The following is a 12,392-nucleotide window of genomic DNA, read 5'->3' on the forward strand; positions in this document are numbered from 1 at the left end:
CTCATGCTCAAAACCCCGCCAGAAATTTGGATAGAGGAATCACGATCTATTGCCCCTAATATCGTAGTGTCGCACTAATACTGATCAAGGGAGGAACCGCGATCGCATCCCATACTTCTCGGTTAGTCATGTTCAATCTCCCAAGATTCCCCTTAATCTCCTCATCCTCACTAAAGTCCTCGTATGAGCTCCGGCGGTCGCTCCGGCTTAAAAAGGGGGAAACCAGACATTTCTTAACCCCTCGGAAAAAGCAGGGTAACAGGAATCCAGTCTTAACCGAAAAGTATTGCGATCGCATCGCCTTAGTGCCAATAGCTTCTTGTCGGAGCAAGCTGATCGCAGCAGCGTCCATTGCACAGTATTCTCAATACAGGTGTTACCTCGTTCGTATTTTTTGTGCTTATCGACTTAAACCGCAAGAATTGGAAATCCTGGAACCTGGGTCAGACGACAGCGACTAACGGAGGGCGTCTACCTTTCCCCGCTTCTTAGTCCATCCGGGTGAAGCAAACGTTGGCAATCGGAGCAATCATGATGAAATTTCAGTGGCTACTGCTACTTCCGTGTTTGTCGAGCATTTTTCTCTGGTCATCTCCTGCTGAAGCGGCAAGGCTTCTGCTCTGGCGTTTTGATGCTAAACAGAACCAACTGCTCTTTACAACAGACGGCAGTGTTCAACCCAAAGCCCAACTTTATGCCAACCCCAATCGTTTGATTATCGATTTACCGGGTACAACTTTGGGGCGTCCAACGATGAACCAGCCTGTCGGCGGAGGGATTCGGGAAGTTCGAGTCGGACAATATAATTCCCAGATGACTCGGATTGTCGTGGAGTTAGCACCAGGCTATACCATCGATCCGCAACAAGTTCTGTTTCAAGGCATTTCCCCTACTCAATGGTCGGTACAAATCCCGACGCCTGAGCGAATAACGACAACACCGAGAACAAGCTCTCAATCGGTCGTCGTCATCCCTCCACCCCGTACTTCTAATCCTTCTAACAATCAAACTGAAACTACGACACCTACCCGTGGCCTCGCAAGCATTCAAGCGGTTGAATTGGTTAATGAGGGTACCCAATTGGTGATTCGGGCTGACCAGAGGGTGAGGGCAACCAGCCGTTGGGATGCCAGAGCCAATACTTATCAGATTATTATCCCTAATGCCCAACTGGCTGACCCAGTCAGGGGGCCTCAATTAGACGCAAGAAGTCTTTTATCACAGGTACTAGTCCGACAGCAAGATCGACGCACGGTAGTTATTCTCGTCAAACCTAGTAATGGTGGCCAGATTGGAGAACTCAATCAACTCACTGACCAACTTTTATCGCTGCAACTGCGACCCTCTAGACCCGTATTCCCTCCCACGACCTCAATTCCTGTACCACCGCCTGTTCGGACGTTGCCGCCTGACTCCTTTGCTCGTGTGCCAAACAGTCGTATTGTTGTGATGATCGATCCCGGTCACGGCGGCAAAGACCCCGGAGCAATTGGGATCGGTGGATTGCGGGAGAAAGATGTGATTTTGCCCATTTCTCAACAGGTCGCAGCACTGTTGCAGCAACAGGGTATTCAGGCCGTCATGACCCGCTCAGACGATCGCTTTATTAGTCTTGAAGGACGAGTTCAAATGGCGCGGCAAGCGCGTGCCAATGTTTTTGTCAGCATCCACGCTAATTCTATTAGTCTACGCCGCCCTGATGTTAATGGAGTCGAGACCTATTATTTTTCCAGTCAGCGTTTAGCTGAAGCGATTCACTCTAGCATGTTGCAGAGCCTAAACGTCCGAGACCGGGGAGTACGGCGAGCTAGATTTTATGTCTTAAGAAATAATTCTATACCGGCTGTTTTAGTCGAAGTCGGTTACGTAACAGGAGCCGGGGATGCCCCTAAATTGGCATCCCCGGCTTTTCAACGCCAAATGGCGGAAGCGATCGCACGGGGAATTCTCCTGTACATTCGCCAAAATTTTTAGAACCCAGGTTATATTACACTTTAGGGAACAGTGAGTCTGCTTTTGGGTGTAATTAGCCCTTCAAGTTTTCTGCGCCTACTGGCCTAGTAGGCACAGAAAACGGGCCAACCTGCCATTGGTCAACCCGTGAGCTTGGGAACGCCTAGATGGATTGACTACTTTTGCAGAACCAGTTTAACGTTGGCATTCTGCAAGCCGCGCTGCTTGACTTCTGCCAAAGTTTTGTTGACGGCGTACTTCTGGTTAATCGAGTTGATCAGCTCGGTTTGGTTGTGCTTCTTAGCAACACCCCAGAGGTCAGCAATCAGATCAAAGGAGCCATCGCTGTTGCGAGACCAGCCGAGATCATACTCACCTTCCAGAACAGCAACGATGTCAGATCGAACGCGCTGACCGTTGTAGCCACGAACATCAGCTTCCGTCTTCACAGAAATACCCAGGTCACGGAGAGAAGCCTTCAGGATTTCAGCGTCGGTGATCTTGGTACGCAGAGTGCTAAAGTGAGACATTTGGATTTCCTCCAGTAGAGATAGTAGAGAAACAACAACGTAGCGTTTTACTTTTGCCTTTGAAGCCGCTTAACAAGCGCGGCTCTTTTGTCAAACTGCTAGCAACATCTGCTAGCCTTTCCTCCTGTTGGGAGCAGGAGAAAGCCTTTTAAAACTCCATTCGCTGATATTCAGCAACGGAGGACGCCGCAGGTCGCGCGCGCTGCCTAGCCCAGTCCCTCAGGGCTGTTACCTGCTCGGTCATTGTCTTAGAAAGCGGTAGAGTTGCTTTGATGGCGGCTATGATATCCAGTTGGGTAAATTCTCTGTCTTGAGCAAATGCCTCATACATTGCAGCGATTATAGCTTGCTCAATTTCTGCTCCAGAGAATCCCTCGGAAACCTTAGCCAACTGATCCAGATCAAAGCGAGCAATTTCTCGACGCCGCTTACTTAGGTGAATACTAAAGATTTGCTGCCGCTCTTCCGCTGTCGGTAAATCGACGAAGAAGATTTCATCAAAACGACCTTTACGAAGGAATTCCCCCGGTAGACGCTCCACTCGGTTCGCTGTTGCCATGACGAACACAGGTGAAGTCTTCTCTTGCATCCAGGTTAGGAAGGAACCGAAGATGCGGCTTGAGGTACCTCCATCCGAGTCAGAAGAACCACTGCTGCCAGCAAAGGACTTATCTAACTCATCGATGAACAAGATCGCGGGTGAAATCGATTCTGCTGTCTTGAGGGCATTGCGGAGGTTGGCCTCTGACCGACCCACCATTGAGCCATCATAAACCCGACCCATATCTAGACGTAGCAGTGGTAGACCCCAGAGACGAGACGTAGTTTTGGCAATCAGAGACTTGCCACATCCCGGCACCCCTAAAATTAACATCCCTTTCGGTTGGGGCAAGCCATATTCTCTTGCCCGCTCAGTGAAGGCATTGGAGCGCTGTTGCAGCCACCGCTTCAGCTCTTCTAAGCCTCCAATCGCATCAAGGGTCTCATCTTCTTCAATATACTCTAGAATTCCGTTGCGGCGAATAAGCTGTTTTTTCTCAGAAAGGACGATATCCACTTCGCCTTCTGTGAGACGCCCAGATTTTACATAGGCTTTGCGATAAACCTTTTCCGCTTCATCGTGCGTTAAGCCTAATGCAGCTCTCAGAAGCTTCTCCCGTGTTTCGGTTGTAGGACGACGGGTTCGGCTCTGTTCTAGCTGATGAGACAGCACTTGGTTCAACTCAGAGAGGTCTGGCAAAGGGTAGTCGATCACAACGACTTCTTTCTCCAACTCAATGGGAACCTGCTGCATGGGGGACATCAGAATAATGGCTTTCTGTGTACCCTTGAAGCTAGCGATCGCATCCCGCAACCACCGAGTTGTCGCTGGTGAATCAATAAAGGGATGTAAATCTTTAAAGATATATATACCGGCTTCTTTCTGCTGAATAGCCCATTGGATTGCTGCTTCCGGAGAGACAGTGTTGTGCTGGGTGATGTGTCGTGCTTGACCATACTCAACTATTCCGTGAGTAACAGTCCAGATGAAAACACGCCGTTGGGGTGATTTTGCTTCTTGAGCAATCTTGGCTATTACTCGCTCTGTCCGCTCTTCCTCAGAAGTCACGAGATAGATTAGAGGGTATTGAGCTTGAATGAGAATACTGATCTCTTCTTGCATGACTATCGACCTAGTTTAGAGACGGCGCAACTACTGCTCAAGCATCATCAAAAGAGCAACACAGTCAGCTCTTTGGCTGGCAAGATTAACAAGGAACTAATTCCTCTTCTCCCTGCGCGCCTGTAGGAGAACCTACTTCCTCGCGCACCTTTTCCACTGAAATATCTTCGGCCAGAATACTGGGCTGATTTTTCAGGGAAACCATTTCTCCATCTTGGAGGACTACAGAGCTAGAGCATTCTGGACAGGCATATACCCGGTGGGAGTTCCCGTAGGATGCTTCTACCTCCTCGACCACTTCCGGGTGACGTAGATAGAAAACAATTGCTCGTTCTACCATGCCCGACATGGATTCGGAGTCAACAGCTGCTCGAATTTTGAGCTGGCGGTGGAGTCCTGGAGGGAGATACAATGTAACCTTTTGCTTGTCTTGCATATAATTTCAATCGTTTTACCCGGGTATGCTATGCAAGCTTATCGGGTTATTCAGACGCTGTCAAGACATTAAACCACTATGACGGCATAACTGTTACATTTCTTTACATAGTTAGGTATGGCAGCTATTCGGGCGGATGACTAAAGGTATTTAACAGGGGTGGAAGCCCATAAGCTTCAATGTTTCTTAAGGCTATAGCCCTGTGATGTTTGTAAAATAAGGATTCGACTGGATTGCCGCTTTCCACCAACTATGCCATCTGAAACTCCGCCATCTCTAGATTTGCCGACTGAATTCACACCCCTGCGAGTTTTGATTGTCGAAGATGACCCCATGATGCAACTGGGTTTAGAGCAGTCATTAACAGCTCATCCCCAAATTACGATTGTGGGGCAAGCTGAAGACGGCTACATGGGCGTAGAAGCGGCAAAAAGATTGAATCCCGATCTGATTGTCATGGATATTGGTTTGCCGCGTTTAGATGGCATTGCCGCCACTCAACAAATTAAAGCGGCACTGCCGAACGTTAGAGTGGTAATGCTAACCTCTCACACCACGGATCAGGAAATTATTGCGTCGCTTTCTAGTGGTGCAGATGCCTATTGCATTAAGGGAGCTAGTGTAGATCGCTTGCTAAAGGCGATTGCCGCGGCCGCAGAAGGAGCTACTTACCTAGACCCCCAGATTGGTCGTCAAGTACTCCAGCATCTTACCCCACCTTCTCCCAGTGGGAATATTGCCAATTTGTCCCAGCGAGAATTGGAAGTCTTAAAACTCATTGTTGAGGGCTACAGTAATCCAGAAATTGCCACAAAGCTTTACCTCAGCGCCAATACAGTTAAGACTCATGTCCGAGGAATTATGAATAAACTATCGGTTGATGACCGAGTTCAGGCAGCGGTTGTGGCTCTGCGATCGGGCTTGGTTTAAAGTCGGTTTAATGATTACTTAGACTTCACTCAAAATTTTAGATGGGGGTTTTTGCATGAGAATGTTGTAGCCAATACCCTATGCTCTGAGTCAGTTACATCTCTCTAAAATTGACAAGCTATCAATCTACATCCCCTGCCAAAAGACCGAACAGGAGATGTGCGATCGTATTTGAGAAAGCCTTTTAGGGAAGCACCATCAGGCGTCCGCGACACACTAGCTGTCCAGATGTTAGAGCAAGTTCCTGAAGAACGACTTGTGAACCTAAATCAACCTGGAAGCCATCTAAGATTAAGGGCACAGAGGTTGGTGATAGCTGAATCTGTAGGGGGTTGAGCATCAGAACTTGAGGGCTTGCCAGTTGCAGACCGGCGCGAATGACGACTGGCGTTGCCTGAAGTAACGCATCTGTTAAGGTGCCAAAGACGGTTAACTGACCCTCATTAATATCAACCTGTTGCCAGCTAATTTGTCGATCTTTTAAATCATCAACTGAATTAGGAATTCCATCCGATTTGAGCAATGTACTGAGGAACTCAGCTACAGCGTTGGAGAGCATTGGTGCCTGAAGGGAGGCTGCAAGGTCAGTTGCTAAAATCAGCATCTGACCCCCCACGGGTACTGGTTCTAAGAGGCGCAGGGGTTTGCCTTTAATCACCTGACTCAGGTTGACTCGAATGCCTGTCCCTTCTAGCTCAAGTTGACTCAGATGTAGCCCTTTATACACCGCACGATTGGCTGTGATGGAAACCGTGGGGATGTGACCGGAGAGGATTTGGCGATCGCCCCCACTAATCTTAAACTCTAAGGTTTCAACTTGTTCGACTTGCGATCGCAGCCATAGCTGAACGGCTGGTGATAACACTTTACTGATAATCCGACTTTTTTTGGACTTCAACGTTGTTGGTGTTTCAACGTCCATTAGCACCTCAAAACGAATAGGACTTATAGAACAGAAGTTTTCTTGACAACTTTTTCACCGATTTTGCCTAGTATGTCAGAAGCTTTTGTGATACTTGTGCAACTGACATACTTAGTTATTGCCTCAAATGTTTCAACGAGAAGGGGATTTAAGGATGAAAGAGTGAGCTAACCCGAAAGACAAGGGAGAAGTCGGCTCGTTGCCTCATCCTGCTGATTTGGCTTGTCCAGCGTCACAAGTCCCCTTCCCAGACACATCGAGTCATTGCCGCACGGTGTAAGTTCTATGATGGTGAGAGAGTAAGTAATTATGCCACCGACATGAGCTGTTTGTACAAAAAAAATGGAGTACTTGCAGTTAACCCCATTCTTGTAATATTTGTACATAGTCGAGTCAGGTCGATCCAGGCATAGGCGACGCTATGCACGTCATCGGTGTTCCTCTAGCAGGTTCTCCCTTGCTCGCTTAGTAGCTCGCCCGGTGCATCGCCCTTCTCTAGAGGTAAATGCTCATACCGTCGTCGGATCATTATGGAAGAAAGAGTACAAAAAATTCTTTCCCAGTGGGGGATAGCCTCACGGCGTCAAGCTGAGAAAATGATCGAAGCCGGACAGGTTCGACTCAATGGCACCGTGGTGCATCTGGGACAAAAAGCCAATCCTGAAACAGATGTACTTGAAGTGAATGGCAAACGGGTCAAACCGAATAACCGCCCTCAATCGATTTACCTATTGCTCAATAAACCCCTTGGTGTTGTTTCCACTTGCCGAGATGCTCACAATCGTCCTACAATTCTTGACCTCTTGCCGAAAGCTCTCTCTCAAGATCAGGGTATCCATCCAGTTGGACGATTGGACGCCCAATCAACGGGTGCACTCCTCCTGACCAATGATGGGACGCTGACATTTCTCCTCACTCATCCTCGTCATCACGTTCCAAAGACTTATTATGTTTGGGTGCAGGGTCATCCACCTGAATCCGTTTTACAAGTTTGGCGTCAGGGTGTTGACCTGTTAGGAAAAAAAACCTTACCTGCTCAAGTGCGGGTACTTCAGCATGGGGTCGAGGATACACTCTTGGAAATTGTGTTAACAGAGGGGAGAAATCGGCAGATTCGTCGTGTCGCCGAACTGCTAAGCTATCCAGTGATTCATCTGCACCGCACTGCAATTGGGCCGATTCAACTAGAACCCCAAGGTGGGCCGGTACTCCCTAGCGGTCACTACCGTTACCTGAATGATTTTGAAATACGTTTTCTCAAAAGCCGAGTCCACCTACCATCAGTAAAAGTGCCAGCAGATATGAAGGAGTACAGGATATGAAGGAGAACAAACGCTATTTCCCACAAGAACAAGTCGAGAAACTAGAAGAACTGGGATCTCGCCTCCGCCAGTTCCGCACAGAACAGTCTATCCCCCTAGAAGAAGTGGCGGCTCAAACTCGAATTCAAGCACGCTTATTGAATGCGATTGAAGAAGGTAGGCTCGAAGAATTGCCAGAGCCAGTTTATATTAAAGGGTTTATTAAGCGCTTTGCAGAGGCTCTGGGTCTAAATGGGGCAGAGTTTGCGAGTGCTTTTCCGACAGGCTCAGCTCTACAGATTGTCAAGCCCGTTTGGCGGCACTTACCAGCGTCTCAACTGCGACCCATTCATCTTTACTTAGTTTATGTGTTCCTGGTCGTTGGCGCGGTCAGTGGCTTATCGTTGGTGGTTCGGCGTTCGGCTCTGGAAGGTGGATTGAGTCGATATGACGCCGAAACGCAGCAAGCACCACAATACCCAACACCCAGCCCATCTGCTCAGCGGAAGCCGCCACAAAAATTACAACCCACCAAAGCGGCTGAAGTCACGCAGCGCAGCCAAGATGGAAAGCCTGTCCAAGTGCGCGTTACCCTCAAAGCTCAGTCCTGGTTGCGAATCGTTGCAGACGGGAAAACAGAGTTTGAGGGCACCTTACCCGAAGGAAGCAATCGCACTTGGGTGGCAGATAAAACACTAATTGTACGAGCGGGCAATGCTGGGGGCGTCTTGGTGGAGTTTAATAATGAATCCGCCAAGCAGATGGGTGCCCCCTATGAGGTTCAGGAAGTTACGTTTGCTGCGAATCCTAATTCTTAAAAACGTTGTTAGATTTTAGTTGTTAGGTTATTCATTTAACAGCTAGAAACTAACAACTAATATTTAAGAACGGATGGGGGCACGACCGTAACTGTAAGTTAGGGTTTTGAGGCGATCGCGTAATTCCCCGGTCAACACATCGGGTCGATAGCGCCATTCCCAATTACCCTCCCCTTTACTCGGAAAGTTCATCCGAGCTTCTGTACCCAGACCTAAAAGATCTTGCACTGGAATAATTGCTTGATTGGCTACACTACTGAGAGCAACGCGAATTAAATCCCACTGGATGCCATCAGCGCTAATACTCCCTAAGTAAAGTAATAAACTATCTTTTTCCTGTTGTGAAAGCTGATTAAACCAGCCTACTGTTGTGTCATTATCGTGAGTACCCGTATAAGCGACATAATTACGCCCATAGTTAAAAGGCAAATAAGGATTACCAGGGCCTCCACCAAAAGCAAACTGTAAAATCTTCATACCGGGAAACTCAAAGCGATCGCGCAATGCTTCCACTTCGGGCGTGATAATGCCTAAATCCTCAGCAATAATTGGCAAATTGCCCACTTTGTCTTGAAGTACCTGAAAAAATGCATCTCCCGGTGCCTCAACCCACTTGCCATTCTTGGCTGTCGTTGCGCCTTGTTCAACCACCCAGTAAGACTCAAACGCTCGGAAATGGTCAATCCGGACAATGTCTACGTAATCCAGTGTGGCCTGAAAGCGTTGCACCCACCATCGGAAGTTATCTTGCTGTAAAGCTTCCCACTTGTAAACCGGATTGCCCCATAACTGACCATCTGCACTGAAATAATCGGGGGGAACCCCTGCCATCAAAGCGGGTTCACCGGTCTGTTCATCAATCGCAAAAATGTCCCGATGCGCCCAGACATCCACACTATTGTGCGCGACATAAATCGGGATATCACCGATAATCTGGATATGATGCAAGTTGGCGTATTGCTTTAACTCCGACCACTGGCGGAAGAATTCAAACTGCAAGTATTGGTGGAAATAGATTTGGGCACTTAACTTTTGCCGCCACTTCTCGATCGCCTCTGGCTGAGCCTTGGCAATTTCTGGTTCCCAAGTATGCCAGCTTGTGCCCTCAAAGGTGTCATGCAGCGCCATGAACAAAGCATAATCTTCCAGCCAGCTCGCTGTCGCGTCACAAAACCCTGAAAATTGCTTTCTTTCCACTTCTGAGGCATTCGCTTGGAAGCGATCGCAGGCTTTACGAAGCATCGGCATCTTCGTTTGCTTCACCCGCTCATAATCTACACGGTCAAGGGGAAACTCCGGCAGATTGGCAAAATCTTCATCCGTTAGTAGCCCCTGAGCTTGCAGTTTTTCTGGACTAATCAACAGCGGATTTCCCGCCATTGAGGAATAACACATATAAGGAGAGTTACCATATCCCGTGGGTCCTAAAGGCAAGATTTGCCACAGTTGCTGGTCACTCTGTGCTAAAAAATCAATAAATTTATAAGCTTCTAAGCCTAAGTCACCAATACCAAAGCGACTGGGTAAGGAAGTCGGATGAAGTAGAATACCACTGGATCTGGGAAACGGCATAAGCAAATATCAGAGGAAGCAATTTTTAAGACACTATCACGGTAGAGACGGATTAAGGATCATTCCCAAGTCATGTGATTGTGATAACCTCAATTAACACTTGGGACTAGATTTGTCTTCACCACTCCAGTTATGCTGAGTGCGACATGCGATAGATTTATTGGCTCAGCTCGTGACCTACCGAAATCCTGTTCCCACCGTTGATATCATTATTGAGTTAGTAGACCGACCCCATCGACCGATTATTTTGATCGAACGCAAAAACCCTCCCTTAGGTTGGGCGATTCCGGGTGGATTTGTGGATTATGGGGAGTTGGTGGAAACGGCGGCGGTGCGAGAAGCTCAGGAAGAAATTGGTTTGGCAGTTGAGCTGATTGAGCAGTTTCATGTGTATTCAGACCCCAACCGCGACCCCCGGCAACATACTTTAAGTGTTGTGTTTATTGCAACTGGAAAAGGGGAGCCTCTAGCGGCTGATGATGCTAAAAATTTAGGGATTTTTCACGCTTGGGATACTCCTAGTAATCTGTGTTTTGACCATAACAAAATTCTTCGGGATTACTGGCATTATCGGCATTATGGGGTACGTCCCCGATTGTCCATCTAGATAAGAGTCCAGAATAGGGGCTTTGGAGCCGGCAAGCCCTACAGGTGTTAGAAGAAAGTTATTTTTATCAACTACCTCCTACCTAAAAACCCCATCTATCGAACTCAGGTTCAAGCCATGAGCTTTAGGAGCAAGCTCACACCTTACCTCCACGGAATGTCGCGCTTTTCCCAGGAAAATTTAGCATCAATCTATTAAGAATTTATTGCATTAACGGTACAATACTCAAGTCAAGTCGTTGACTTGAGTCCATTCATTCATCGAGAACGTTACGAGGAGAAAGCGATCGCGAATGAACGTTACTAGACGCAGTGTAGTTGCCCTCTTCTCTGGCTTGGCACTCTTGAGTGCGGTTGGATGTTCCTCTGAGGCACCCAAAGCAGACGGGGAGGCAAAGAAAGCAACGGGGAATAACGCCAATGCAGGCGAAATTAACCTGTACTCATCCCGTCACTACGATACCGATAATGCGCTGTACCAAAACTTCACCAAACAGACGGGTATCAAGGTAAATCTGATTGAAGGCAAAGCCGACGAACTGATTGAACGAATCAAGAGTGAAGGGGCAAATAGCCCAGCGGATGTATTGATTACTGTTGATGCAGGTGGGTTCTGGCGAGCACAAAAGGAAGGGGCTTTACAACCGATTTCCTCCACCAAACTAGAGTCGGCGGTTCCCGAAAATCTGCGTAGTCCCGAAGGATACTGGTTTGGCTTGGCAAAGCGGGCGCGTGTAATTGTTTATAACAAAGATAAAGTAAAACCCGACCAACTATCGACCTATGATGCCTTAGCCCAGCCCGAATGGAAAGGGCGGGTTTGTGTCCGCAGTTCCGAGAATATTTATAATCAGTCTCTCGTCGCCTCCAAAATTGAAAGCAAGGGTGTTGAAAAGACTGAGGAATGGGCAAAAAGCTTAGTGCGTAATTTTGCCCGTCCACCGGAAGGCAATGATACAGCACAAATCAAAGCGGTGGCAGCTGGTCAATGTGATGTTGCGATCGTGAATCATTACTATGTCGGGCGACTAAAGGATTCAAAAGACGCCCAAGAGCAAAAAACGGCTTCCCAAGTTGCGGTTTTCTTCCCGAATCAAAACGAGGGCGGCACTCATATTAATATTAGTGGGGCTGGTGTTGCTGCTAAAGCTCCCCATAAGGAAAATGCCATCAAATTTGTTGAGTACTTAGCGACTCCAGAGGCACAGGAAATCTTTGCTAATGGTAGTTACGAATATCCCGTGGTTTCAGGCTTAAAGCCGAATCCTACGGTTGCTAGCTTTGGGAATTTTAAAGAGTCGAATCTCAAAGTTGTTGCTTACGGTGAAAAGAATCCAGAAGCGGTTAAGGTGATGGATCGCGCTGGATGGAAGTAAAGACGTTCGGTCAAAACGTCTCTACTTTTTGTGTTTGCTTTGTATGGAAATCAGGCGTACCCAACGGCGGGTGCGCCACTTCATTTATAGATATAGATGCGATCGCTCGATTCGTGTATCCCCAAAGTTGCAACGGTTGTACAGATTGCACTCCAATCAGTTCATTGGACTTATACCAACTTCATTAAACATTGCTACACTTAGTTATGAGAATTAAGGAGAATAAGTTTTCCATGTCAGGGGTCGTCAAAATTGACATAATAGAACCGGAAGAAACTTTAAAAG

The 12,392-nt window shown here is 47.7% G+C and carries 13 protein-coding genes; 6 read left to right on the plus strand and 7 right to left on the minus strand.

The annotated features are described in order from the left end of the window. Positions 1 to 55 precede the first annotated feature (55 nt). Entirely contained in the window at positions 56 to 352 is a 297-nt protein-coding gene (locus tag NDI48_29845; protein MEP0835369.1) for a hypothetical protein, read from the minus strand. 179 nt (positions 353 to 531) lie between these two features. Between NDI48_29845 and NDI48_29850 the strand changes: the two genes are divergently transcribed. Then, positions 532 to 1,974, plus strand: coding sequence for an N-acetylmuramoyl-L-alanine amidase (locus NDI48_29850; GenBank protein MEP0835370.1), 1,443 nt, complete (start codon positions 532 to 534; stop codon positions 1,972 to 1,974). Between the two features lie 155 nt (positions 1,975 to 2,129). On the opposite strand, the gene NDI48_29855 is transcribed toward NDI48_29850, so the two are convergent. The 3 genes from NDI48_29855 to NDI48_29865 form a co-directional block, all read right to left on the minus strand. Then, entirely contained in the window at positions 2,130 to 2,483 is a 354-nt protein-coding gene (locus tag NDI48_29855; GenBank protein MEP0835371.1) for a DUF1257 domain-containing protein, read from the minus strand. Positions 2,484 to 2,631: 148 nt separating this feature from the next. Continuing rightward, entirely contained in the window at positions 2,632 to 4,146 is a 1,515-nt protein-coding gene (locus tag NDI48_29860) for an AAA family ATPase (GenBank protein MEP0835372.1), read from the minus strand. Between the two features lie 85 nt (positions 4,147 to 4,231). Beyond that, complete coding sequence (locus NDI48_29865; protein ID MEP0835373.1) at positions 4,232 to 4,582, minus strand: hypothetical protein; 351 nt, start codon at positions 4,580 to 4,582, stop codon at positions 4,232 to 4,234. A 303-nt stretch (positions 4,583 to 4,885) separates the two neighbouring features. Between NDI48_29865 and NDI48_29870 the strand changes: the two genes are divergently transcribed. Next, complete coding sequence (locus NDI48_29870; protein ID MEP0835374.1) at positions 4,886 to 5,512, plus strand: response regulator transcription factor; 627 nt, start codon at positions 4,886 to 4,888, stop codon at positions 5,510 to 5,512. Positions 5,513 to 5,696: 184 nt separating this feature from the next. Here NDI48_29870 and NDI48_29875 read toward each other — a convergent pair whose 3' ends face one another. Then, positions 5,697 to 6,434, minus strand: coding sequence for a DUF2993 domain-containing protein (locus NDI48_29875; GenBank protein ID MEP0835375.1), 738 nt, complete (start codon positions 6,432 to 6,434; stop codon positions 5,697 to 5,699). A gap of 530 nt (positions 6,435 to 6,964) precedes the next feature. Here NDI48_29875 and NDI48_29880 point away from each other — a divergent pair. Both NDI48_29880 and NDI48_29885 read left to right on the plus strand, forming a co-directional pair. Continuing rightward, positions 6,965 to 7,756, plus strand: coding sequence for an rRNA pseudouridine synthase (locus NDI48_29880; GenBank protein MEP0835376.1), 792 nt, complete (start codon positions 6,965 to 6,967; stop codon positions 7,754 to 7,756). Then, positions 7,753 to 8,553: a DUF4115 domain-containing protein gene (locus NDI48_29885; protein MEP0835377.1), complete on the plus strand. Its 801-nt coding sequence runs from the start codon at positions 7,753 to 7,755 to the stop codon at positions 8,551 to 8,553. The genes NDI48_29880 and NDI48_29885 overlap by 4 nt, the downstream gene beginning before the upstream one ends. A gap of 63 nt (positions 8,554 to 8,616) precedes the next feature. Here NDI48_29885 and malQ read toward each other — a convergent pair whose 3' ends face one another. Beyond that, positions 8,617 to 10,125 (minus strand): 4-alpha-glucanotransferase, encoded by a 1,509-nt coding sequence (gene malQ / locus NDI48_29890; GenBank protein ID MEP0835378.1) that lies wholly within the window; start codon positions 10,123 to 10,125, stop codon positions 8,617 to 8,619. Between the two features lie 172 nt (positions 10,126 to 10,297). Between malQ and NDI48_29895 the strand changes: the two genes are divergently transcribed. Beyond that, complete coding sequence (locus NDI48_29895) at positions 10,298 to 10,732, plus strand: NUDIX hydrolase (GenBank protein MEP0835379.1); 435 nt, start codon at positions 10,298 to 10,300, stop codon at positions 10,730 to 10,732. Positions 10,733 to 11,024: 292 nt separating this feature from the next. After that, entirely contained in the window at positions 11,025 to 12,107 is a 1,083-nt protein-coding gene (locus tag NDI48_29900) for a Fe(3+) ABC transporter substrate-binding protein (protein ID MEP0835380.1), read from the plus strand. 10 nt (positions 12,108 to 12,117) lie between these two features. Here NDI48_29900 and NDI48_29905 read toward each other — a convergent pair whose 3' ends face one another. Continuing rightward, positions 12,118 to 12,258, minus strand: coding sequence for a hypothetical protein (locus NDI48_29905; GenBank protein ID MEP0835381.1), 141 nt, complete (start codon positions 12,256 to 12,258; stop codon positions 12,118 to 12,120). Positions 12,259 to 12,392: the final 134 nt, after the last annotated feature.

It is taken from the genome of Microcoleus sp. AS-A8, from assembly GCA_039962225.1.
In the GTDB taxonomy this organism is placed as follows: domain Bacteria; phylum Cyanobacteriota; class Cyanobacteriia; order Cyanobacteriales; family Coleofasciculaceae; genus Allocoleopsis.

Excerpts from the sequence above, each read along its gene's own strand:
- NDI48_29845 (MEP0835369.1), bottom strand. The coding sequence starts at position 352 with ATGGACGCTGCTGCGATCAGCTTGCTCCGACAAGAAGCTATTGGCACT.
- NDI48_29850 (MEP0835370.1), top strand. The coding sequence starts at position 532 with ATGATGAAATTTCAGTGGCTACTGCTACTTCCGTGTTTGTCGAGCATT.
- NDI48_29855 (MEP0835371.1), bottom strand. The coding sequence starts at position 2,483 with ATGTCTCACTTTAGCACTCTGCGTACCAAGATCACCGACGCTGAAATC.
- NDI48_29860 (MEP0835372.1), bottom strand. The coding sequence starts at position 4,146 with ATGCAAGAAGAGATCAGTATTCTCATTCAAGCTCAATACCCTCTAATC.
- NDI48_29865 (MEP0835373.1), bottom strand. The coding sequence starts at position 4,582 with ATGCAAGACAAGCAAAAGGTTACATTGTATCTCCCTCCAGGACTCCAC.
- NDI48_29875 (MEP0835375.1), bottom strand. The coding sequence starts at position 6,434 with ATGGACGTTGAAACACCAACAACGTTGAAGTCCAAAAAAAGTCGGATT.
- NDI48_29880 (MEP0835376.1), top strand. The coding sequence starts at position 6,965 with ATGGAAGAAAGAGTACAAAAAATTCTTTCCCAGTGGGGGATAGCCTCA.
- NDI48_29885 (MEP0835377.1), top strand. The coding sequence starts at position 7,753 with ATGAAGGAGAACAAACGCTATTTCCCACAAGAACAAGTCGAGAAACTA.
- malQ (MEP0835378.1), bottom strand. The coding sequence starts at position 10,125 with ATGCCGTTTCCCAGATCCAGTGGTATTCTACTTCATCCGACTTCCTTA.
- NDI48_29900 (MEP0835380.1), top strand. The coding sequence starts at position 11,025 with ATGAACGTTACTAGACGCAGTGTAGTTGCCCTCTTCTCTGGCTTGGCA.